The sequence below is a fragment of the Novosphingobium sp. GW821-FHT09E05 genome (assembly GCF_059416165.1).
The window spans coordinates 224833-247546 of the sequence record NZ_JBWKOQ010000004.1; the positions used below are offsets into that span (position 1 = coordinate 224833).

A 22714-nucleotide genomic window follows, 5' to 3' on the forward strand; every position below is an offset into this window, starting at 1 on the left:
GACGTCATCACCTCGATGCGAGCGGGGCGACGCCGAGGCCCCTGCGGTAGTTGAGCACGATCGACAGCGGCGTCGGACGGTTGCCCGCGGTGGCGGCGGCACGGTCGGCGCGCGGCTTGTTGAAACCCAGCCTGGGATTGCCGGCGAAACCGATGCCGTCGATCTTCCACCCGAACTTGCGGTTCTCGTCGCGGTCGTGGAGCAGGCTGACCGCGTAATTGCCGGGTCCGGGGACGCGCACGCAGAGGCGCACCGGGCCGCTGGCGGGAACGGCGATCTCGACACGGCGGAACGTCTTGCCCTCGCTGACGAGGACGTTGTCGTCGGCGAGGAAATCCTTGTCGTTCGCGGGGTAGACTTCCAGCTTGAGGTTGCCGGTGCGATCCTTGAGACCTTTGACCTCGACCGCGAAGGACGCGCCCGTCTCGCCCTGCCGGCACCGGGCTTCAGCCTTGCCGAGATCGGGCGTGGAGGCGAGGGTGGCGGCGGCGCCCATGGGCAGGATGGTGCTCAGCGAAAGTACGGAAACGAGCGATATCATGTACGGGCCTCCGCATTGTTGGCCAGGTTGTTGGCGAGGTCGTGAAGCGCGATGAGCGCGCCGAGCACCAGGTGCGTGGCGAGGATCAGGCCGGCCATCAGCGCCATGAGCGTGCCGATGTCCCGCTCCTCGCCCAGCACCACCACGGTGATGCCCGCGAACAGCAGGTCCTTGTTCGGGATCAGCGGCAGGCGCGAGACCAGCAGGCGCAGTGTCGCCAGGTAGAACCACCAGGACAGCGCGACGTCGGGCAGCACGAAGTTCCACAGCACCGCCGACAGCAGGGTCGAGATGACGATGCGGGCGAGGTGCATCCGGCCGATCATCCACAGCTGCTCGCGGGGCAGGCTGAAGACGCGGCGGCGGAAGGCCATGGCGCCGATCGAGATCGCCAGGATGACGCCCAGCGAGAGCATCAGCACCGGCCCCTCGATCCCCAGCGTATGCGCGCCCATGAACGGCAGCACGACCGCCATTAGCAGGACGGTGACGGCGTTGCCCGTCATCGCCGAGAGGATCGCGGTGTCCTTGACCGCGCCGAACGGGGCCGCCACCAGCGCCATACGGCGCCGCGCCCAGGTGTAGAAATAAGCGTCGCCGAGATAGCCGAGCAGCAGCTCGTTGTAGAGCTTCTTGCGGATCAGCGCGAAGAAGCCGGCGGCGGGCACCCCCCATAGCTTGCGGAAGATCAGCCACTCGCTGAACGGGGTGACGAGGTACGAGGCCGCGAAAACCAGCCAGAAGGCCGGCGAGGTGGGGATCATCGCCGGCAGGCGGCGCAGCTCGATGCTGCTCGTCTCGTGGAGCACGGCGGCGATCACCGCGAGCGAGAGCAGGATCGAAAACACCGCGTTGCGCCCGCGATGCGAGCGATCCTGCGGGTTCAGCTGGATCGCCGGCAGGTCGAGGCCGCTGAGTGCCGCTGATGGTGGCAAGGACATCTCCATGAATGGTGCGGGGGCTACTGGAACCGGCGCAGCGTGCTGCCGGGCGCGAGCGTGCTGAGCGTGAGGCCGAGCCTGCGGTCGGCGTCGCGACGCCGGATGACCTCGTGCATCAGGTCGATGTAGCGGTCGGCGGCCGCCTCGACCTCGTAGTGCGCGGCGGTGGCGCGGGCGCGGACGGGATCGCCGCGCATCTGGCGCAGTGCCGCGAGTCCGCGCGCGAAGCTGTCGATGCAGCCCGGCGGGACGACCAGGCCGGTGCGGTCGTGCTCGACGATGGCGGCCATGCTGACGCAGCAGTCGGTGGCGAGGACCGGCAGGCCCGCCGCCAGCGCCTCGACGACGACGCCGGGAAGGCCCTCGTAGTCCGAACTCAGCACCAGCGCGTCGTTATGGGCGAGCAAGGGGTCGATGCTGGCGACGTGGCCGGCGAAATGGACCTGCCCGGCGATGCCCAATCCCTGCGCCAGCGCTTCGAGGCGGGCACGGTCCGGGCCTTCGCCGGCGATGGTAAGCGTGTCCTCGGGCCGTCCCGCCGCCGCGAAGGCGCGCAGCAGCATCGGGAAGTTCTTCTGCGGCACGAGCCGCCCCGCCGCGAGATAGCGCATGCCCCAGGCCGAGGGCGGGCGGCGCTTGATCCGGCCGAGCTGGATCAGCCGCTGGCGCGTCAGTATCGGGTTGGCGATGACGCTGACCTGCCGGCGCTCGGCCAGCATGAGTTCGCGGACCTCGCGGCGCATCGGCTCGGAAAGCGCGACGACCGAATCGAACAGGCGCCCCTGCACGCGCAGCCAGGCGCCGTAGCCCGTGCGCATCGGCTGCCCCATGTCGGGCCGGTGGAGCGCGTTGCTGACCTTGAGCACCATCGGCGGCGCATGCTGGCCGAGCAACGCCTTCATCGCGGCGGCAAGAACGGCGTAGGTGTTGCCCGGAAAGAACACGAGGTCCGCCCGGCGCTCGAGGAGGAAGCTGTAAAGACTATGGACCATCCACGGGGTCTGCCAGCTGCGTGTCGAAAGACGGGTAGGGATGCTCCAGTAGTCGAGCGGTGGCACGCTGCCGAGGCTCGAGCCGCCCGACCGGCCGAGCACAATGGTCACGTCATGACCGGCACCCCGCCAGCGCGTCGCCAGGCCCAGCGCGACGCGCTCCACCCCGCCCGGCTCCAGGCTGTGTATGGGTATGGCAATCCTGAGAGGTCGGTTCGTCACGCCCCGCGATCTATGGATCGATGATTTCGCGTTTGTGACGGTGGCTCCGGCGGTCTTTTGCCCGACATGCAACTGCCATCGAAACGCCACGGATCAATGCATTGGCCGCGACGCGGCCCAATTCGTCAGATCATTGTCTATCTTTGGTCACCAAAGTGACTGCGCGTTGTCTCTGAACTGTCTGCACCGCGTCAAAATTCGCGCCCAGATGCTGCGTCGCACAAAGATTTGGCACAGGGGGTTTCAGCCATGCGCACCACTTCATACCGTAATTTCGTCATCCTCGGCGCAAGCCTTGCCGCCATCGCCGCGAGCACGCCCGCTTTCGCCGACGACGCGGCCGACGCCGCCGACTACAGCGCTGACGCCGACGCCATCGTCGTCACCGGCCAGCGCACCACCTACAACAACGCCGCGCTCGACGAGACGCTGCTCGACGACAAGTCGCCGATCGCCGCCGCCATCGACCTCATCGGTACCCTGCCCGGCGTACAGGTCAACGAGGGCGACGCCTACGGTTTCGACGACTGGTCGACCACTTACTCGATCCGCGGCTACCAGACCAACCTCGACACCCAGCAGGTCGGCCTGACCATCGACGGCCTGCCCAACGGCGGCTCGGGCTACGGCGGCGGCTCGAAGGCGAACCGTTTCGTCGACAGCGCCAACATCGCCACCGTCGAAGTCTTCCAGGGGACCGCGGACATCGCCTCGCGCTCGAACGAGGCGCTGGGCGGCACGATCAATTTCGTGACCTCGGACCCCAGGGACGAGCTGAACGTGCGCGTCCAGGGTTCGGTCGGCGACTACGAGGCGCGCCGCTACTACGGCCGCGTCGACACCGGCCTGATCGGCGGCGTTGCCAAGGCATGGTTCTCCTACGCGCATCAGGAAGCCACCGACTGGATGGAAGGCTCGGCGAAGAACTACCGCGACACCTTCTCGGGCAAGTTCGTCATCGACACGCCGGTCAGGATCAGCGGCTACGCCAGCTACGACGATGCGTTCGAGAGCAACTACGACCAGATGTATTCGCCCGAGCAGTACGCGGCGAGCCCGCATTCCGACGCGCTTGTCGGCGTGTGGACCGGCGTGCCGGCGGCCGACCAGAACTATCGTCAGGTCTGGAACACCAAGCGCAAGAACTTCTTCGGCTACGTCAAGGCCGAGACCACGATCGCCGACCAGCTCGACCTGAAGGGCTCGATCTACTACCACGACATGGCCGGCCGCGGTGACTGGGCGCCGCCCTACATCGTCGACGTGATCCAGGACGGCACCGGCGCGCAGAGCGAGATCTCGGGCGGTTCGGTCAAGGGCACGCCCGCCTGGTGGGCCACCTTGCCCGCCGGTTCGGGCACGCCGGTCTACTACGCCACCAACGCCGCCGGACAGGCGGTCAACCCGACCACCACCGCCAACTTCCTGTGGCAGCAGTCCTATCGCCACACCCACTACCGCAAGGACCGCCTCGGCGGCACCGCCGATGCGGCGTGGAACGCACAGTTCGGTTCGATCGAGAACACCCTGCGCGGCGGCCTGTGGTACGAGGACGCGCACCGCCGCGAATGGCGCGACTGGCACCACATCACCGACACCCGCGTCGGCCCGGCCTACGACGCCGATCCCTATTGGACGCAGTACGACCGCAAGTATCCGCAGAGCACCTTCAAGTGGTACGTCGAGGAACAGATCGTCGTCGGCCCGGTGACGGCCAACATCGGCGGCAAGCAGTTCATCAACCACATCGACCGCGAGGACCTGTTCGGCGAAACCGACAACCTCAAGACCAAGTCGAAGTCGAAGATCCTGTGGTCCGGCGGCGTCAAGGTCGAGCCGCTGGCCGGTCTCGACGTGTTCGGCGGCTACTCGGAGAACTTCAAGGCGCTCACCGACAACCTGCTCGAGTACAGTGCCGACGCCATCGCCGACATCAAGCCGGAAACCGCCGAGAACTGGGAAGCGGGCGTCCGCTACGCCAGCCCGATCTTCAACGCCTCGGCGACCTGGTTCAAGAGCAAGTTCTCCAACCAGGTGATCTTCGTGCCCAGTTCCACCTCGGCCGGCCCGGACTACCTCAGCGAAGGTGACGGCCGCTTCTTCAACGCCGGCGGCATCGACTCCGAGGGCTTCGAAATCCTCGCCAACGTCCGCCCCGTCGATGGCCTGAGCCTCTACGGCGCCTACACCTACATCGACGCCACCTATCGCGGCACCGGCAATGCCGAACTCGACGCGGAGCAGGGCGTCACCGCCGGCAACCGCGTCTCGGGCATTCCGAAGCACATGTGGGTGCTGTCGGGCACCTACAACTACGGCCCCGTCACCCTCGGCGTCACCGGCAAGTACACCGGCAACCGCTTCGTCGATGCCGACAACTCGTGGGTCTCGAAGAACTACTTCCTGACCGACCTCTCGGTGGCGGTGAAGGGCGAGGCACTGAGCGATCACTTCAAGTCGCTGCAGTTCGCGCTCAACATCACCAACCTGACCGACGAGGACTACCTCGGCGGCATCTCGGGGAACTACGCCTGGATCGGCACGCCGCGCACCGCCGTGTTCAGCGTCACAGCCGACTTCTGATCGCCCTCGCCTGAACGCCTGCCGGGCGGGCCGGAGCCTTAAAGGCCCGGTCCGCCCGTCTATCTTCACGAACACCGACAAGGGACGCACCCATGACCAGCATCCTCCGCAAGACCCAGGTTTCCCGCCGCGCGCTGCTCGCCGGCCTGGCAGGAACCGCGGCGATGCTGGCCATGCCCTCGGCACTGCTCGCCGCCGCGGCGGTAAACCCGGTGTTCCGCCACGGTGTCGCCGCCGGCGATCCGGACGCGTCGAGTGTGGTGCTGTGGACCCGCGTCGAGGCCGAGGGCGCGCAGGAGGTCCGCTGGGAACTGGCCGCCTCGCCCGACTTCAGGAAGGTGCTGAAGTCCGGCACCATGACCACGGGCGCCGACCGCGACCATACCGTGAAGGTTCTTGCCACCGGCCTGCCGTCCGGCGGCACGTTCTACTATCGCTTCCTGCTCGGCAAGGCGGTGTCGCAGATCGGCCGCGCCCGGACGTTACCCGAGGGCAGGCTCGACAAGCTGGGCATCGCGCTGGCCTCGTGCTCGAACTACGCCTTCGGTTTCTTCAACGCCTACGACGCGATCGCGCAGGACCCCGCGATCGACTTCGTGCTCCACACCGGCGACTACATCTACGAATATGGCGGCAAGGACGGCTGGGGCGAGACCGTCGCGGCCAAGATCGGCCGCGCCCATTCCCCCGCGCACGAGATCGTCACGCTCTCGGACTACAGAATCCGCCATGCCCAGTACAAGACCGACGCCGGCTCGCAGGCGATGCACGCGCATCACACCCTGCTCGCCTGCTGGGACGACCACGAGAGCGCCAACAACCCCTGGACCGGCGGCGCGCAGAACCACCAGCCCGATACCGAGGGCGACTGGCAGGCCCGCCGCGCCGCCTCGATCCGCGCCTACTACGAGTGGATGCCGGTGCGCGAGCCCGAGTGGCTGGCCGTCAAGGGCCGCACCCGCGCGCAGTTCTGGCGCGCCTACAGCTTCGGCGACCTCGCCCTGCTGCATACGCTGGAAACCCGCCACACGGCCCGCGCGCAGCAGATCGAATACATGGATTACGCGGGGCAGATCGTCGACGACGCCTCGGCCGAACACTTCCGCAAGGACGTGCTGGGGGCGCCGAACCGCCCGATCATCTCGCCCGAGCTGGAAGCCGACCTCGAAACCGCGCTGGCCCGGTCGGTCAAGGACGGCCAGCCCTGGCGCGTGATCGGCTGTCCGATGGTGATCGGCCGCCTCGACGTGCCCGACCTCGCCAGGCTCGGCATCCTGCCCGACCCCTTCCCCAAGCTCGCCGCCGCCAAGACCAAGGAGGAGATGTTCAAGCTCGCCATGGACCCCCACGTCTCGCTGGCCTGGCGCGGCCGCTGGGGCCTGCCCGACTACACCGACGCCTGGGGCGGCTACCCCTGGGCGCGCGAGCAATTCTACGACCTCTCGCGCCGCGCCGGGGCCGGCGACCTCGTGTTCCTCTCGGGCGACAGCCACAGCTTCTGGACCAACGACCTCGCTGATGCGAAGGGCCGCCCGGCCGGCATCGAGTTCGGCACCGCGGGCATCTCCTCGCCCGGCGACTTCATCGAAAGCGGCTTCGGCCCCGAGATGTCGGTGACGCTCGACAAGGCCTATGCCGATCACATGCCCGAGGTGGTCTGGACCGACAACATGCACCAGGGCTATGTGCGCGTGCAGTTCGGCCGGGAGCGGGGCACCGCCAGCTTCGTCGCGGTGAGCACGATCCTGTCGCGCAGCTACACCGCTAGGGTGATCCGCGAGGACAGGTTCGAGCGCGCGGGGAAACAGGTCCGCCTCGCCTGAGGTTGCGGGCGGCCCCGGGGCTTGTGCTGCCCCCCGATCGCTTCACCCCCGCCGATCCGTCGTCCCTGCCTTCGCGGGAACGACGAGGTTTGGGCGACAGACACGATCAATCCGCCGCTTGGCGGTACAAGTGAACGGATGTCCCGGCACTAAATCAATGGTATGGCGTTGAACATCTCGAGCGGGCCATGGCGCGTCGGAAGCCCGCCGACTGCAAGGCTGATCCATGACCATCACCGTGAACGGCAATGCCGTGCCACTTCCGCTCGATCCGCGCGTGTCGCTGCTGGACCTTCTGCGCGAGGACCTGCACCTGCCCGGGACCAAGAAGGGCTGTAACCAGGGGGCGTGCGGGGCCTGCACGGTACTGGCGGACGGTGAGCGCATCCTTTCCTGCCTTGCCCTTGCGGTGCAGTTCGAGGGGCGCTCGATCACCACGATCGAGGGGATCGGCACGCCCGGCGCGCTCCATCCGCTGCAGGTCGCCTTCATCGAGCACGACGGATTCCAATGCGGCTACTGCACGCCAGGCCAGATCTGCTCGGCGATCGGCATGGCAGAGGAAATCGCGCGCGGCGTCCCCAGCCACGTCACCGGCGACCTCATGGCCGGAACCATCGCGCTCAGCCACGACGAACTGCGCGAACGCATGAGCGGCAACCTGTGCCGCTGCGGCGCGCACAACGGCATCGTCGATGCCATCGCCGAAACCTTCGCCTCTGCCGAAATGCAGGCGGAGGCCGCCGAATGACCCCATTCACCTATTCCCGCCCCGCCGACCTCGCCGACGCCCTGCGCGAGGGTTCGGTGCCCTGCGCGCGCTATCTTGGTGGCGGCACCAATCTCGTCGACCTGATGCGCGAGACGATCGAGCGGCCCAGCGCGCTCGTCGACGTCACCGGCCTTTCGCGCGCCATCGAGGAACTGCCCGGCGGCGGGCTCCTGATCGGCGCCGGCGTGCGCAATACCGCGCTGGCCGAGCACCGCGCGGTCCGCAGCCGCTACCCCGCGCTGTCCCGCGCCATCGTTGCCGGGGCCAGCGCGCAGATCCGCAACATGGCGACGGTGGGCGGCAACCTGCTCCAGCGCACCCGCTGCGCCTATTTCTACGACAGCGAGGTATCGCGCTGCAACAAGCGCCTGCCCGGTCAGGGATGCGACGCGCTGGAAGGCTTCAACCGCAACCATGCGATCCTCGGCGCATCGCCGTCCTGCGTGGCGGTTCACCCCTCGGACATGGCCGTCGCCCTCGCCGCGCTGGACGCCGTGGTTCATCTGAACGGAAATCATGGCGAGCGCAGTTTCCCGGTGGCGGACCTCCACCGCCTGCCTGGGGACCGCCCCGATGTCGACACCCTGCTTGAACCCGGCGAGCTGATCACCGCAGTCGAACTTCCCCCCCTGCCCTTCGCCGCGCGCTCCACGTACCGCAAGGTCCGCGACCGCTCGAGCTACGCCTTCGCGCTCGTCTCGGTGGCGGCGGCGCTGGATATCGAGGACGGCGTGATCCGCGACGTCCGCATTGCGCTGGGCGGCGTGGCGCACAAGCCGTGGCGCGCGTTCAAGGCGGAGGAAGTCCTGCGCGGCCGGCCGCCCGGCGCGGCGGCCTTCGCCGCGGCCGCCGATGCGGAACTGGCCGATGCCCGGGCGCTTGCCGGCAATGGCTTCAAGATCGAACTCGCACGGCGGACCCTCGCCGCCGTGCTCGGCGAACTGGCGGGAGAGACGGCATGAGCATCCTCAAGGACGCCAAGGACCTCCTGCAGGGCGCGGTCCAGGGCGCGATGGGCAAGGCCGTCGCCCTGGCGCCCGACAGCTGGATTCCGGGGGGAGAGCCCGACCCGCTGATCGCCCTGCGGCATGGACACGTCGGCCGGCCCCATTCGCGCATCGACGGCCCGCTCAAGGTATCGGGCGCGGCGCCGTTCGCCGCGGAGTTCCCGATGGAGGGCATGCTCTATGCCGCACTGGTCTTCAGCCCGATCGCCAAGGGGCGGATACTTGAGGTCGACGCCGCGTCGGCCGAAGCGTCGCCCGGCGTCGTGCTGGTGATGACCTATCTCAACGCCCCGCGCATTTCTCCCCCGCCGGTCTTCCTGTCCGGTTCGAAGGCGGCGGGCGGCGACGACCTGCCGGTGATGCAGGAGGACGTGATCCGGTGGAACGGCGAGCCGGTGGCCGTCGTCCTCGCCGAGACGCAGGAACAGGCCGATCACGCCAGCTCGCTCGTCCATCTCGTCTACCGGGCCGAGCGGGCGCTCATCGATTTCGATGAGGCCAGGGCAGCGGGCAGCCGCACCGCCGTGTTCATGGGAGAGCCGCTGCATCTGGAGGTCGGCGATGCGGACGCGGCGCTGTCCCGGGCGCCGGCAAGCGTGGACTCGCGCTACAGCACGCCGCGCCACAACCACAACGCCATCGAACTCCACGCCGTCACGGCGGCTTGGGACGACGATACCCTGCGCATCCACGATGCCTCGCAGCTGGTGGCGCATACCGCCTGGTCGATCGGCCGGATGTTCGGCATTTCCGAGGACAAGGTGGTCATCACCTCGCCGTTCGTGGGTGGCGGGTTCGGCGGCAAGTGCCTGTGGCAGCACCAGGTCCTCGCGGCGATGGCGGCGAAGCTGGCGGCGCGTCCAGTCCGCCTCGTGCTGTCGCGCGAGGGGGTGTACCGGATCGTCGGCGGCCGCTCGCAGACCGAGCAGCGGGTGGCGCTGGGCGCCGACCGCGACGGCAGGCTGCAAGCGCTGGTCCACTCGGGCACCACTGCCAAGACCGCCAGCAACATGATGGCCGAACCGTTCATCGTCGCGACGAAAAGCCTCTACGCTTCGGAGACGTTCAAGCTGGACGTGCAGGCGGTGGAGCTCGACATGCTCGCCAACACCTTCATGCGCGCGCCGGGCGAGGCGGTCGGCACCTTCGCGCTCGAATCGGCGATGGACGAACTGGCCGAGGTGCTCGGGCTCGATCCCATCGAATTGCGCATCCGCAACGAACCGGAGAAGGACCCGACCACGGGGCTGCCCTTCTCCTCGCGCAACGTGGTCGAGGCTTGGCGCTCCGGTGCCGAGCGGTTCGGGTGGGACAGGCGCAGCCCAGTGCCCGGCGCCACCCGTGACGGGGAGTGGCTGGTCGGCATGGGGTGCGCCACCGGCACTTACCCCTACTACCGCATGCCCGGCGGCGCGGCCCGCATCACCATCACTTCGGGCGGCCATGCCGTGGTCGACATCGCCGCGCACGAGATGGGCATGGGCACCGCGACCGCGCAGACCCAGGTCGCCGCCGACCGGCTCGGCCTGTCGATGGCGGAAGTGACCTTCAACTACGGCGATTCCACGCTTCCCGGCGTGGTGCTGGCGGGCGGTTCGCAGCAGACCGCCTCCATCGGCGCGGCCGTCATCGCCGCGCATGGCGTGCTGGTGAAGGACCTGCTCAAGCTGGCAGGCAACGATTCCCCCCTCGCCGGCCTCAAGCCCGAAGACGTGGTGAGCCGCGACGCGGGCCTGTGCAAACGGGACGAACCCGAGCGACACGAGAGCTACGCCTCGATCCTCGGCCGCGCCGCGCAGGCCTCGGTCAGCGCCGAGGCGGAAGCGCCGATGCCGCTGGAACTCCAGCACTGGTCGATGCACAGCCACGCGGCGATGTTCTGCGAAGTGCGCGTCAACACCGTGACCGGAGAGCCGCGCGTCAGTCGTTTCCTGGGCTCCTTCGACTGCGGGCGCATCCTCAACCCCAAGACCGCGACCAGCCAGTTCCGCGGCGGCATCATCATGGGCCTCGGCCTCGCGCTGATGGAGGAGACGCAGTTCGACGAGCGCAAGGGCCGGGTCATGAACCCCAGCCTTTCGGAATACCACGTGCCGGTCCACATGGACGTGCCCGAGATCGACGTGATCTGGACCGACATCCCCGATCCGCACACCCCCATGGGCGCGCGCGGCATCGGTGAAATCGGCATCACCGGCACGGCGGCCGCCGTCGCCAACGCAATCTACAACGCCACCGGCAAGCGCGTACGTGACCTGCCGATCACGCTGGACAAGCTCTTGTAGGGTGGAACCCGACGAGGGCCGCGCCGGCTACCCCGCGCGGCCCACGTATGGCCGGGCAATTGCGTTCAACCTTCCCCTTCTCGCCTGCCGCGAGAAGGGTTGACGGCCTAGCCCCGGACCGGCAGAAGGCATTTCTGCGATTGCTTCGCAATAGCGTAACTTGGCCATCGATATCATGAACCGCATTACTCAGTTCCTTGTCGCCGGTCTTCTGGCCTTCGCCATGGCGGCGAGCCCGGCGCTGGCCCATCCGCCAATCGTCGCGCCCATCCCCGCAGGGTTCGAGCAGGACCGGGCCGACATTCTTGCCATGGCGGGCACTTACAAGGTGCGCTTCGACATGCAGGAAGCGACGCCCTGGGCCGCCGACTATACCCCGCTGGAACGCAAGATCTCGGGCGGCAACGAAGTCGTCCGGGTGGTCGAGGACACCGGCCGTCATATCGTGCTCCAGCATCTGCTGGTGGTCGAGCACGAAGGCCAGGCCATGGTCATCAAGCACTGGCGCCAGGACTGGGACTACGAGCCCGCCCGCGTGCTCGCCTATGTCGATCGCAATAGCTGGAAGTTCGAGGACGTACCCGAGAAACTGCGCGCCGGCCGCTGGTCGCAGACGGTGTTCCAGGTCGACGATTCCCCGCGCTACGGCGGCTGGGGCCAGTTCGAGACGCAGGGCGGCGTGCGCCGCTGGCGTTCCAGCTGGACCTGGCGTCCGCTTGCCCGCCGCGACGCGGTGAGGAACCCGGTCTACGATCGCTACCTCTCGATCAACCGCCACCAGCCCACGCCGGGTGGCTGGGTCCACTGGCAGGACAACACCAAGCTGGGCCTCAGGGACGGCAAGCTCGTCCCCATCGTCCAGGAATACGTACTCAACACCTATACCCGCTTCGACGGCTACGACGTGAAGGCCGCCGACGACTACTGGGCCGCGACGAAGGACTACTGGGCACAGGTCCGCGACGAGTGGGCGCACGTGGCCGAGGCGAACGGCGGCATCGCGGTGACCGAGCAGGCCGACACCGGCACCGTCATCAGCGGCCGCCTGATGGACCTCGCCGAGGAAATCCGCGCCGGAAAGACCACCACCGCCCGGGCCGCCGCTGCCGCCCGCAGGCTGATCGACGAGAACACCCGCAAGCCGTAACGCAGGAGCGTCGCCGTGTACGACTTTATCGACCGTCCCGTCACCGAGCTCGACAACGACGGGCGCTTCCTCCTGTGGGGCATGCGCGGCTGGGTCCATTCCGCCGCCAAGGGCAGCTGCCCCGCCCAGTCGCTGAGCCGCGCCTTCGCCGGTTTCAACGCGGCCACGGTGCTCCCCGACTTCCACATGGCGATGTCGCTGCTCAGCCGCCGGGCGCTCGAGCGGCTGCTGCTCGCGCCAATGGGATGCAGCCGCATCGCCGAGCACGAAGCCATGCTGCTTGCACTTTGGCGCGACGTCGGTATAGGGCGCCGCGAGAACGTACGTGCGACTCTGGCGCATATCGTGCCGGACGACACCGTAGCGGCGGTCGCCCAGGCCATGTCCCGCGCCAGTGCCGCGATGACCATAGCCGGTTTCGGCATCGCCCTGATCGCCCCGCATAATATCGAGGACTAGAGTTTGATGACCGACGTGAAGGCCGAAGCGGCCGTGCTTGAGCCGACCGGCGCCCTGACCGTGGAAACCGTGCTGTCGGTCCATCACTGGAACGAGCACCTCTTCAGCTTCAAGATCACCCGCCCGGCCTCGTTCCGCTTCCGCTCGGGCGAGTTCATCATGATCGGCCTCCAGGGCGACAACGGCAAGCCGCTGCTGCGCGCCTATTCGATCGCCAGCCCGTCGTGGGCCGAGGAAATCGAATTCCTCTCGATCAAGGTCGAGGACGGCCCGCTGACCTCCAAGCTGCAGCTGATCCAGCCCGGCGACCAGATCTACCTCGGCCGCAAGCCGGTCGGCACGCTGGTGACCGACGCGCTCTCGCCCGGCAAGCGCCTGTTCCTGTTCGGCTCGGGCACCGGCCTCGCCCCGTTCCTCTCGCTGATCCGCGACCCCGACGTCTACGAGATGTTCGAGCAGGTCGTGGTGGTCCACTCGGTCCGCACCGTCGCCGACCTTGCCTTCCGCGAGGAACTGGAAAGCCAGCTCGCCGGCGACCCGCTGGTCGAGGACCAGGCGCTGCTGCAGCTCCACTACGTGCCCACCGTCACGCGCGAGGAGTTCCACACCACCGGCCGCATCAACACCCTGATCGAGAACGGCCGCCTGTTCGAAGGCATCCCCGGCGAGGCCCGCCTCGACCCGGCGATCGACCGCGTCATGCTCTGCGGCTCGATGGCGATGAACAAGGACATCGCCGCGATGCTCGAAGGCATGGGCTTCCATGAAGGCTCGAACAACAAGCCCGCCGACTTCGTGATCGAGCGCGCCTTCGTCGGCTGAGGCGCAGACCCTCCCCGTCGCTTCGTGACGGGGAGGGTCGCGTCACGCCCGTTTCTTCCACATCCAACGCCCCGGTGCACCGCCTCGGGAACGCCCACCCCCGACATGAGTTAGCACCTGCAGCATCACGCAAACGCCGGTCTCCACCGGCGCCGTGCCAGCAGGAGCATCACGATGTCGCAGGGGTCCGCCAGCTTTTCCTTCGCCAAACCCGAGCGGCTGATCCACGAGCTGGGCGCCGAATTCACCGGCCACGGCACCCACTTCGGCGTGTTCTCGGAAAACGCCGAAGCCATCGAGCTGTGCCTGTTCAGCGAGGACGGCGAAACCGAAGTCTCGCGCATGGAACTGCCCTCACGCGAAGGCTCGGTGTTCACGGGCTACGTGCCGGGCGTGAAGCCCAACCAGCTCTACGGTTTTCGCGCCCACGGCCCCTACGAGCCCGAGCGCGGCCACCGCTTCAACCCCAACAAGCTGCTGCTCGACCCCTATGCGCGCGAAGTTTCCGGCGCGATCCGCTGGGACGACGCGCTCTGGGGCTACGACCTGACGACCGAGGACGACACCACCTTCGACGAGCGCGATTCCGCCCCGTTCATGGTCAAGAGCGTGGTCCAGGACCCCGACTTCGACTGGGAGGGCGACAAGACGCTATGCCGCCCCTGGACCGAGACCGTGGTCTACGAGGCCCATGTGCGCGGCCTCACCATGACCCACCCCGACGTGCCCGAGGCGCTGCGCGGCACGTACGAGGGCATGGCCAGCGAGCCGATCCTGCACCACCTCAGGAAGCTCGGCGTCAGCGCGATCGAGCTGCTGCCCTGCCAGTTCTTCCTCGACGACCGCATGCTGCTCGACAAGGGACTGTCGAACTACTGGGGCTACCAGACCCTCGGCTTCTTCGCGCCCGAGCCGCGCTTCCTGCGCAGCGGCGACGTGGCGCCCCGGGCGATCACGCAGTTCAAGGACATGGTCAAGCGGTTCCACAAGGCGGGGATCGAGGTCATCATGGACGTGGTCTACAACCACACCGCCGAAGGCTCTGAACGCGGGCCGACGATGTGCTTCCGCGGCCTCGACAACGCCAGCTACTACCTGCTGAGCCCCGAGAACGCGCGCTACAGCTTCGACACCACCGGCACCGGCAACACTCTGGCTGTGGCGCATCCCATGGTCATGCGCATGGTGCTCGACAGCCTGCGCTACTGGGTCCAGGTCATGCATGTCGACGGCTTCCGTTTCGACCTTGCCTCCACCCTCGGCCGCGAGGCGGCAGGCTTCGACCGCGAGGGCGGCTTCTTCGACGCCATCCGCCAGGACCCCATCCTGGGCGGCGTCAAGCTGATCGCCGAGCCGTGGGACGTGGGCCGCGGCGGCTACCAGGTCGGCGGCTTCCCGCACCCGTTCCGCGAATGGAACGACAAGTTCCGCGACGATGCGCGCGGCTTCTGGCGCGGCGACGAGGGTCTGGTCGGCGACATCGCCCAGCGCCTGATCGGCTCGCCCACCCAGTTCAACCACTCCGACCGCGGCGCCACCAGCTCGATCAACTTCCTCGCCGCGCACGACGGCTTCACCCTGATGGACACCGTCTCGTACAACGACCGGCACAACGAGGCGAACGGCGAAGGCGGGGCCGACGGCCACGACAACAACATCTCCGACGACATGGGCGCCGAAGGGCCGACCGAGGACGCCGGGATCAACGCCGCCCGCGCCCGCCGCCGCCGCGCGATGATGGCCACACTGCTCATCAGCCAGGGCGTGCCGATGCTGCTTTCCGGCGACGAGATCGGCAACAGCCAGCAGGGCAACAACAACGTCTACTGCCAGGACAACGAACTGGGCTGGATCGACTGGCCCGGCCGTGACGACGGCTTTTTCGACTTCTGCACGAAGATGATCGCCCTGCGCCACCAGTTCCCGGTGCTCTGCCAGGAGAACTTCCTGCAGGGCGACGCGAGCGACAACGAGCGCGTGGAAGTCGCCTGGTTCCAGCCCGACGGCCGCGCCATGGATGCGGATCTGTGGGAGCAGCCGGGCCTCAAGGTGCTCGGCATGATGGTCGATTATTCGGCGCGCGAGGTCTTTCTGGACGGCGGGCGGCCGCTGTTCGCGGTGGTCAACGCCGGCGACGGCCTCGACTTCACTCTGCCGAGCGGCAACGGCGCGGACCGCTGGGTGCGCGTGCTCGACACGGCGCGCGACGATCCGTTCACCTCGGAGCCGATCGCCAGCGAGACCGCGGCGATCTCGCCCGGCAGCGTCTGCCTGTTCCGTCCGGTCTGAGCGTGGCGATGGATGGTGCCGAATGGGGCGCGCGGCCGATCGGGGCCGATCGCTGGCGCTTCGGTCTCTGGGCGCCGGATGCGACCAAGGTGGCGGTGGAACTGGGCGGCACGGCGTTGCCCGCGCAGTCGCGGGGAGACGGCTGGTGGCAGCTCGAGGCCGATGCGAAGCCCGGGGATTCGTACCGCTGGGTCATCGACGATACCGCCTACCCCGATCCCGCCGCGCGCGCGCAGGCGGGCGACGTTCACGGCCCCTCCCAACTGGTGGATCCGGCCTTCGCATGGCGGGCGAGGTGGGGCGGCCGGCCCTGGCACGAGGCGGTCGTCTACGAGCTTCACCTCGGCACCTTCACCGAGGAGGGCACGCTCCAGGCCGCCAGCGGCCAGCTTGTGCGCCTGTGCGAACTCGGCATCACGATGATCGAGTTGATGCCCGTCGCCCAGTTCGACGGCCACCACGGCTGGGGCTACGACGGCGTGCTGCCCTATGCCCCGCACCCGGCCTACGGATCGCCCGAAGACCTGCGCAGGTTCGTCGATGCGGCGCACGACCTGGGCATGGGGGTCCTGCTCGACGTAGTCTACAACCACTTCGGACCCGCAGGGAATTACCTCGGCGCATGGTGCCCGGCCTTCTTCCACGCCGAGCGTTCCTCGCCCTGGGGCGATGGCATCGCCTTCGAAACGCCCGCAGTGCGCGAGTTCTTCATCGCCAACGCCCTGTACTGGCTCGAGGAATACCGCTTCGACGGGCTGCGCCTCGATGCCGTCCACGCGATCGAGGACCACTCGGAAACGCACTTCCTCGACGAACTGGGCACGCGCATCCGCGCCCGCGACTGGGACCGCCCGGTCCATCTCGTCACCGAGGACGAGCGCAACCTCGCCCGCTATTTCACGCCCGAGGCGGCCTTCGACGCCACCTGGAACGACGACTGGCACCACGCCGTCCACTGCCTGCTGACCGGCGAGGACGAAAGCTACTACGCCCCCTTCGCCGTCGATCCGATAGCCGACATCGCCACCGCCCTTGCCGATGGCTACGTCGAACAGGGCCAGTCCCGGATCAACGGCGAGCCGCGCGGCGAGCGGTCGGCGGGACTACCGAACACGGCCTTCATCAATTTTCTCGGCAACCACGACCAGGTCGGCAACCGCGCGCAGGGTGAACGCCTCCATCACCTGACCAAAGACCGCCACGCCCTGCGCGTCGCCACCGCGCTGACGCTGCTGTCCCCCTTCGTGCCGATGCTGTTCATGGGCGACGAATTCCTCACCGACGCGCCGTTCCTGTTCTTCGCCGACTTCTCGGGCGACCTTGCCGAAGCTGTGCGCAAGGGCCGCGCGCAGGAGTTCGCGCGATTTAGCAGCTTTGGCAGTGAGGTTCCTGATCCCATTGCAAAAGACACTTTCGTCGCATCCCGGATCGGCGCGCCTGCGCGGGGAGAGCAGAACGAGCACGCGCAATTCGTCCACGGCCTTCTGGCGCAGCGCGCGCGGCACATCGTGCCTTTGCTCGCCCGCAACCCCCACCCGATCTCGAAAGTTTCGAGAAACGGCGCCGGCATCACCGCCCGGTGGTCGTTTGCGCCCGGAACGCTGAGCCTCCACCTCAGGCTGGGAGAGACTTCAGGCGCTTTCGAGCCGCGTCCAGACAGCTTCTTCAAACTGACCGACGCATCGAGCCCCTTCGCCTTTTCGGCCGCCTTTTCCCCGGAGTGACGCCGATGCCTTGTGCCCCCACCCTCATCGCCACATACCGCCTCCAGCTTCGCTGCGGGGTCGACCTCGACCGGGCGCGCGACCTGCTGCCGTGGCTGGGGCAACTGGGCGTCAGCCACCTCTACCTCGCCCCGCCGTTCCATGCGGCGAGCGGATCGACCCACGGCTACGACGTGATCGACCCCAACCGCATCGACCCGGCGATAGGCGGCGACGCGGCGTTCGAGCGGCTGAGCGACGCGGCCCAGGCGGCGGGCATCGGCATCGTCATCGACATCGTGCCCAACCACATGGCCTTCACACCTGAGAACCCATGGCTTGCCGACGTCATGCGCCATGGCCGGGACAGCCGCTATGCCTCGGTGTTCGACATCGACTGGCCCCGCATCGGAGCGGGCGCGCGCATCCATTTCCCGGTGCTCGACGGCACGTTGGGGGAGCTGCTCGCGGATGGCCATATCGCTTTCGCCGGCACTCCGCAAACCCCGGCGTTGAATGTATACGATCGGGAATATCCTTTGCGGGATAGCGACTTATCCCGCGATCTTTCGAATGATTCGAGATCACTCGATGCCGCCACTCTCGATGCCCTCCTGGCCGAGCAGCACTGGTCGCTGGGGGACTGGCGCGGCGATGCCGGCCTCATCGCCCACCGCCGCTTCTTCAACATCACCGACCTCATCGGCGTGCGGCAGGAGGACCCGGAGGTCTTCGCGCTCACGCACCGCTGGATTCTCGACCAGGTCGAGGCCGGGCGCATCCAGGGCCTGCGGGTCGACCATGTCGACGGCCTAGCGCGGCCCGGCGGCTACATGCGCTGGCTGCGCGGTGCGGTGGGCGACCTCCCCGTCTGGATCGAGAAGATCGTTAAGCCGGGCGAGGCGATGCCCTCCTCGTGGCCGGTCCAGGGCATGAGCGGCTACGAGTTCATGGGCCCCGTCACCCGCCTGCTGACCGCACCCGCAGGCCTCGCCGCGATGCGCTCGGCGGCGAAGGGCGCGGTCCCGTCGACCGCGCAGGAAGTCCGCAAGGTCCGGCGCGAACTGCTCGAACAGGTCTTCGTACCCGAACTGGCGCGCGTGACCGATGCGGCGATGGCCGCGCTCGCGGCCACGGACACCGCGCGCCCCGCCCTGTCCGACGCAATCGCCCGACTGGCGACGGCGTGGCCGGTCTACCGCTCCTACGCTGCCGACCTCGCGCCGCTTGCGCCGCTGGTGGCAGACGCCGTGGCGGGTTCGGAAGCCCCGGCGCGCGCCCTGCTCGGCCTGCTGCGTGCCCCCGACGACCCGCTCGCCCGCGCCTTCGCCGCGCGTTTCGAGCAGCTGACCGGCGCGCTCACCGCCAAGTCGGAGGAGGACACCGTGTTCTTCCGCAGCGTCGCCTTCCTGCCGTTCTGCGAAGTCGGCTCCGAGCCCGACCTCGAACCGCTTGACGCCGCCGGGTTCGCGGCGATCCTCTCGGCACGCGCCGCGCAGTCCCCGCTCGCGCTGGACGCGCTTTCGACTCACGATACCAAGCGATCGGCGGACGCCCGCGCGGTGCTGGTGGCGCTCAGCCATTTCCCCGAGGTCGCCGAGGCGCTCTACCGCGATGCCCGCGATCAGGCGCGCGCCGCCGGTCTGCCCGAGCGCTGGGGCCTCTACGCGCTCCAGACCGCGCTGATGCTGCGCGGGCAGGACGAGGCGGAGGAGCGCATCGCCGCCCATATCGCCAAGGCCCTGCGCGAGGCCAAGGACCTCTCCCGTCACGAAGCGCCCGACGAAGCGGCGGAAGGCGCTGTCACCGCCCTCGCCCTGGCGCTTCATCGCCAGGTATCCGGCGAAATCGCTGGCGGGTTCGACGCTGCAGTCGAGACGATCGTGCTCGCACAGGTCGCGCTGCAGCTCACCGCGCCGGGCATCCCGGATATCTACCAGGGCACCGAGGGGCTCGCCGTCGCGCTCACCGACCCGGACAACCGCCGCCCGGTCGCCTGGGACGACCTGCCACGGACCGGCGGCACCAAGCTGGCACTGACCCGCGACCTGCTCGCCCGCCGCCGCGCCGCGCCAGAGCTGTTCGCCCGGGGCAGCTACCGGCTGACGGACCGGGGCGACGCCCTCCTCGTCGAGCGCGAATGGCAGGGCCAGACGTTCGCCTTGGAGATTCCCCTCGTGCCGAGCCGGGACCTGCTCGCTGGCCGCGACGACAGGTTGATGCTTCAGTAGGCTTCTCCAGCACGTCCGCTTCGTTTCTGTTCCCGAGTTGTTCCGTGCATGCGCGTGCCAAGTTGCTCCGGATCGGCGATTTGATCGCCTCGCGTCTCGACAAGCGCGGCGTAACCGTGTTTGGGGGCACGGCGCTGGCCGATCGCCAAGGCGATGCGCGGCCGATCGAGCACTGGCCATTGGAAGACAGGACTGGACATGGACGAGAACCTCCGCCGCGCGGCACTGGACTATCACCTCCTCCCGCGCCCCGGGAAGCTGGCCATCGAGCCGACCAAGCGCATGGTCAACCAGCGCGATCTCGCGCTCGCCTACTCCCCCGGCGTCGCCGCGCCCTGCCTGGAGATCGCGGCCGATCCGTCCAAGGCGCTGGACTACACCGCGCGCGGCAACCTCGTCGCTGTCATCACCAACGGCACCGCCGTGCTCGGCCTCGGCGCGATCGGCGCGCTGGCCTCGAAGCCGGTGATGGAAGGCAAGGCCGTCCTGTTCAAGAAGTTCGCCGACATCGACGTCTTCGACATCGAGGTCGACACCACCGACCCGCAGAAGTTCATCGACGCGGTCGCCCTGCTCGAGCCCACCTTCGGCGGCATCAACCTCGAGGACATCAAGGCCCCCGAGTGCTTCGCCATCGAGGCCGCGCTGAAAGAGCGCATGAACATCCCGGTGTTCCATGACGACCAGCACGGCACCGCCATCGTCGTCGCCGCCGCCGTGCGCAACGCGCTGGTGCTGCGCGGCATCCCGCTGTCCGAGGCGCGCCTGGTGACTTCGGGCGCGGGCGCCGCCGCGCTGGCCTGCGTCGACCTGCTGGTGACGATGGGCCTGCCCGTCGATCACGTCACCATGACCGACAAGGACGGCGTCATCCACGCCGGGCGCGAGGGCATGCTGCCGAACATGGCGCGCTATGCCCGCGTGACCGACGCGCGCACGCTGCCCGAGGTCCTGCCCGGCGCCAACGTGTTCCTCGGCCTCTCCGCCCCCGGCGTGCTCAAGCCCGAGTGGCTGCCGCTGCTGGCGCCCAACCCGCTGATCTTCGCGCTCGCCAACCCCGAGCCGGAAATCCGCCCCGAGATCGCCCGCGAGATCCGTCCCGACGCGATCATCGCCACCGGCCGCTCGGACTACCCGAACCAGGTCAACAACGTCCTGTGCTTCCCCTACATCTTCCGCGGCGCGCTGGATGTGGGCGCGACGCAGATCAACGAGGCGATGAAGGCCGCCGCCGCCGAGGCGATCGCCGCCCTCGCCCGCGTGCCCGCCGATGACAGCGTGGCGCAGGCCTATGGCGGGCGCCGCCTGGTATTCGGCCCCGAGTACATCATCCCCACGCCGTTCGACCCGCGCCTGATCGCCGAGATCGCGCCGGCCGTCGCCCGGGCCGCGATCGAAAGCGGCGTCGCCACCCGGACCATCGACCTCGACGAGTACAGGCGCTCGCTGGCCAGCCTCAACACGCGCTCGGCGCAGGTCATGCTGCCGGTGTTCCAGGCCGCGCGCGGCGCCCACAAGCGCGTCGCCTACGGCGAGGGCGAGGACGACCGCGTGCTGCGCGCCGTGCAGGACGCCCTGCACGAAGGCATGGTCCGCCCGACCCTCGTCGCGCGCCGCCGCATCCTCGAACAGAAGCTTCCCCAGCTCGGCCTGCAGTTCAAGCTCGACGAGGATGTCGACGTCGTCGATCCCGAGACCGATCACGAGCTGATGGGCGAACTGGTCGAGGCCTACCGCGCCATCGCCGCCCGCAAGGGCGTGCCCGCCGCCGAAGTGCTGCGCCACACGCACCGCCGCCCGACCGTCACTGCCGCCATGCTGCTGCGCACCGGCAAGGTCGATGCGGCGCTGGTCGGCGGCAACTCGGAGTACTGGGGCCAGGTCGAACATGTCCTGCGCATCATCGACCGCACGCAGCCGCACGGCCGGGTCTACGCATTGTCGGGCCTGATCCTCGATGCGGGCGCGCTGTTCATCACCGACACCCACATGGTCCCCGATCCCACCCCCGAGCAGGTCGCCGAGATGACCGTGCTGGCCGCCGCCGCCGTGCGCCGCTTCGGGCTGGAGCCGCGCGTGGCGCTGCTCTCGCACTCCAACTTCGGCTCGTCGCACAGCCCCAGCGCGCGCAAGATGCGGGCCGCCGCCGCGATGGTGCGCGCGGTCGCGCCGGACCTGCTGGTGGACGGTGAAATGCACGCCGACGCCGCGCTCAGCCAGGCGCTGCGCGACAAGCTGGTGCCCGACAGCCGCTTCGAAGGCGCGGCCAACCTGCTGGTCATGCCCAACCTGGACGCGGCGAACATCACGCTGACGGCGCTGTCCGCCTCGTCCAGTTCGCCGACCATCGGCCCGATGCTGCTGGGTCTCGCCCAGCCCATCCATGTGCTGACACCGGGCGTCACCGCGCGCGGCATCCTCAACCTGACGAGCATCGCGGTGAGCGGGGTCGAGGAGAGCGCGGCCCGTCTGAACGACGCGCGTTCGGCGGTCTGATCTTCCACGCCTCGCCCTCGCAGGCGAAGCGAAGCCATGCAGGGCGGTGCGTACCGTTCTGCATGGCGGGGCGCCTGTTCCCCGCAAGGACGACGTAAGGGCGAAAGCGCGCGGCCTGCCTTCGCGGCACCATTGCGTGTCCGCACCGACGAAGCCGATCTTCGCCGCCCACCACGTTTTCTTCGCCGGCGGGCTCCAGGCCTCGCTTGACCGTATTTTACTACTAATTTAGTTGAGATATCGTCCCCATCAGGAACCTGGGGGCGTGACCGCACGCCATCGGGCGGTAGCGCTGCCGGGTTCCTCACGATCATGAAGCCCACGATATCCATGCAGACGCCATCTTGCGCCCTTCGTCCCCGCTCATCGCAACCAAGCCGCGAGCGCGGACTTATGCTGGC

15 protein-coding genes are annotated in these 22714 nt (G+C 68.5%); 12 read left to right on the top strand and 3 right to left on the bottom strand.

Annotated elements, in window-relative coordinates:
- Positions 1 to 7 precede the first annotated feature (7 nt).
- The 3 genes from AC07M9_RS17005 to AC07M9_RS17015 are packed head-to-tail and all read right to left on the bottom strand — an operon-like array spanning position 8 to position 2696.
- Entirely contained in the window at positions 8 to 541 is a 534-nt protein-coding gene (locus AC07M9_RS17005) for a DUF2141 domain-containing protein (RefSeq protein ID WP_494885304.1), read from the bottom strand.
- Positions 538 to 1482, bottom strand: a complete 945-nt coding sequence (locus tag AC07M9_RS17010) for a hypothetical protein (protein ID WP_494885473.1) — start codon at positions 1480 to 1482, stop codon at positions 538 to 540. The genes AC07M9_RS17005 and AC07M9_RS17010 overlap by 4 nt, the downstream gene beginning before the upstream one ends.
- A gap of 20 nt (positions 1483 to 1502) precedes the next feature.
- Positions 1503 to 2696, bottom strand: coding sequence for a glycosyltransferase (locus AC07M9_RS17015; protein WP_494885305.1), 1194 nt, complete (start codon positions 2694 to 2696; stop codon positions 1503 to 1505).
- Positions 2697 to 2945: 249 nt separating this feature from the next.
- On the opposite strand from AC07M9_RS17015, the gene AC07M9_RS17020 reads away from it, so the two are divergent.
- From AC07M9_RS17020 to AC07M9_RS17075, 12 genes are all read left to right on the top strand, one after another.
- Complete coding sequence (locus AC07M9_RS17020; RefSeq protein ID WP_494885306.1) at positions 2946 to 5279, top strand: TonB-dependent receptor; 2334 nt, start codon at positions 2946 to 2948, stop codon at positions 5277 to 5279.
- Positions 5280 to 5371: 92 nt separating this feature from the next.
- Positions 5372 to 7102: an alkaline phosphatase D family protein gene (locus tag AC07M9_RS17025; RefSeq protein ID WP_494885307.1), complete on the top strand. Its 1731-nt coding sequence runs from the start codon at positions 5372 to 5374 to the stop codon at positions 7100 to 7102.
- 226 nt (positions 7103 to 7328) lie between these two features.
- Positions 7329 to 7853, top strand: a complete 525-nt coding sequence (locus AC07M9_RS17030) for a 2Fe-2S iron-sulfur cluster-binding protein (protein WP_494885308.1) — start codon at positions 7329 to 7331, stop codon at positions 7851 to 7853.
- Positions 7850 to 8836 carry an FAD binding domain-containing protein gene (locus AC07M9_RS17035; RefSeq protein WP_494885309.1) on the top strand — a complete coding sequence of 329 codons (987 nt, stop codon included), beginning with the start codon at positions 7850 to 7852 and terminating at the stop codon, positions 8834 to 8836. The genes AC07M9_RS17030 and AC07M9_RS17035 overlap by 4 nt, the downstream gene beginning before the upstream one ends.
- Entirely contained in the window at positions 8833 to 11166 is a 2334-nt protein-coding gene (locus tag AC07M9_RS17040; protein WP_494885311.1) for a xanthine dehydrogenase family protein molybdopterin-binding subunit, read from the top strand. The genes AC07M9_RS17035 and AC07M9_RS17040 overlap by 4 nt, the downstream gene beginning before the upstream one ends.
- A 175-nt stretch (positions 11167 to 11341) precedes the next feature.
- The gene (locus tag AC07M9_RS17045) at positions 11342 to 12313 is read left to right on the top strand and encodes a DUF6607 family protein (RefSeq protein ID WP_494885312.1); all 972 of its coding nucleotides are present in this window, start codon (positions 11342 to 11344) and stop codon (positions 12311 to 12313) included.
- A 15-nt stretch (positions 12314 to 12328) separates the two neighbouring features.
- Positions 12329 to 12772, top strand: coding sequence for a hypothetical protein (locus AC07M9_RS17050; RefSeq protein WP_494885313.1), 444 nt, complete (start codon positions 12329 to 12331; stop codon positions 12770 to 12772).
- Between the two features lie 6 nt (positions 12773 to 12778).
- On the top strand, positions 12779 to 13594 hold the full coding sequence (locus AC07M9_RS17055; protein ID WP_494885314.1) for a ferredoxin--NADP reductase: 816 nt from the start codon (positions 12779 to 12781) through the stop codon (positions 13592 to 13594).
- 174 nt (positions 13595 to 13768) lie between these two features.
- Positions 13769 to 15883 carry a glycogen debranching protein GlgX gene (glgX, locus tag AC07M9_RS17060; RefSeq protein WP_494885315.1) on the top strand — a complete coding sequence of 705 codons (2115 nt, stop codon included), beginning with the start codon at positions 13769 to 13771 and terminating at the stop codon, positions 15881 to 15883.
- 8 nt (positions 15884 to 15891) lie between these two features.
- Positions 15892 to 17607 carry a malto-oligosyltrehalose trehalohydrolase gene (gene treZ / locus AC07M9_RS17065; RefSeq protein WP_494885316.1) on the top strand — a complete coding sequence of 572 codons (1716 nt, stop codon included), beginning with the start codon at positions 15892 to 15894 and terminating at the stop codon, positions 17605 to 17607.
- Between the two features lie 5 nt (positions 17608 to 17612).
- Complete coding sequence (gene treY / locus AC07M9_RS17070) at positions 17613 to 19817, top strand: malto-oligosyltrehalose synthase (RefSeq protein ID WP_494885318.1); 2205 nt, start codon at positions 17613 to 17615, stop codon at positions 19815 to 19817.
- 198 nt (positions 19818 to 20015) lie between these two features.
- A complete protein-coding gene (locus AC07M9_RS17075) occupies positions 20016 to 22313 on the top strand; it encodes an NADP-dependent malic enzyme (protein ID WP_494885320.1) in 2298 nt (765 codons plus the stop codon).
- Positions 22314 to 22714: the final 401 nt, after the last annotated feature.

Excerpts from the sequence above, each read along its gene's own strand:
- AC07M9_RS17020 (WP_494885306.1), top strand. The coding sequence starts at position 2,946 with ATGCGCACCACTTCATACCGTAATTTCGTCATCCTCGGCGCAAGCCTT.
- AC07M9_RS17010 (WP_494885473.1), bottom strand. The coding sequence starts at position 1,482 with ATGTCCTTGCCACCATCAGCGGCACTCAGCGGCCTCGACCTGCCGGCG.
- AC07M9_RS17040 (WP_494885311.1), top strand. The coding sequence starts at position 8,833 with ATGAGCATCCTCAAGGACGCCAAGGACCTCCTGCAGGGCGCGGTCCAG.
- AC07M9_RS17005 (WP_494885304.1), bottom strand. The coding sequence starts at position 541 with ATGATATCGCTCGTTTCCGTACTTTCGCTGAGCACCATCCTGCCCATG.
- AC07M9_RS17030 (WP_494885308.1), top strand. The coding sequence starts at position 7,329 with ATGACCATCACCGTGAACGGCAATGCCGTGCCACTTCCGCTCGATCCG.
- treY (WP_494885318.1), top strand. The coding sequence starts at position 17,613 with ATGCCTTGTGCCCCCACCCTCATCGCCACATACCGCCTCCAGCTTCGC.
- AC07M9_RS17075 (WP_494885320.1), top strand. The coding sequence starts at position 20,016 with ATGGACGAGAACCTCCGCCGCGCGGCACTGGACTATCACCTCCTCCCG.
- AC07M9_RS17035 (WP_494885309.1), top strand. The coding sequence starts at position 7,850 with ATGACCCCATTCACCTATTCCCGCCCCGCCGACCTCGCCGACGCCCTG.
- AC07M9_RS17045 (WP_494885312.1), top strand. The coding sequence starts at position 11,342 with ATGAACCGCATTACTCAGTTCCTTGTCGCCGGTCTTCTGGCCTTCGCC.
- treZ (WP_494885316.1), top strand. The coding sequence starts at position 15,892 with ATGGATGGTGCCGAATGGGGCGCGCGGCCGATCGGGGCCGATCGCTGG.
- AC07M9_RS17055 (WP_494885314.1), top strand. The coding sequence starts at position 12,779 with ATGACCGACGTGAAGGCCGAAGCGGCCGTGCTTGAGCCGACCGGCGCC.
- AC07M9_RS17025 (WP_494885307.1), top strand. The coding sequence starts at position 5,372 with ATGACCAGCATCCTCCGCAAGACCCAGGTTTCCCGCCGCGCGCTGCTC.
- glgX (WP_494885315.1), top strand. The coding sequence starts at position 13,769 with ATGTCGCAGGGGTCCGCCAGCTTTTCCTTCGCCAAACCCGAGCGGCTG.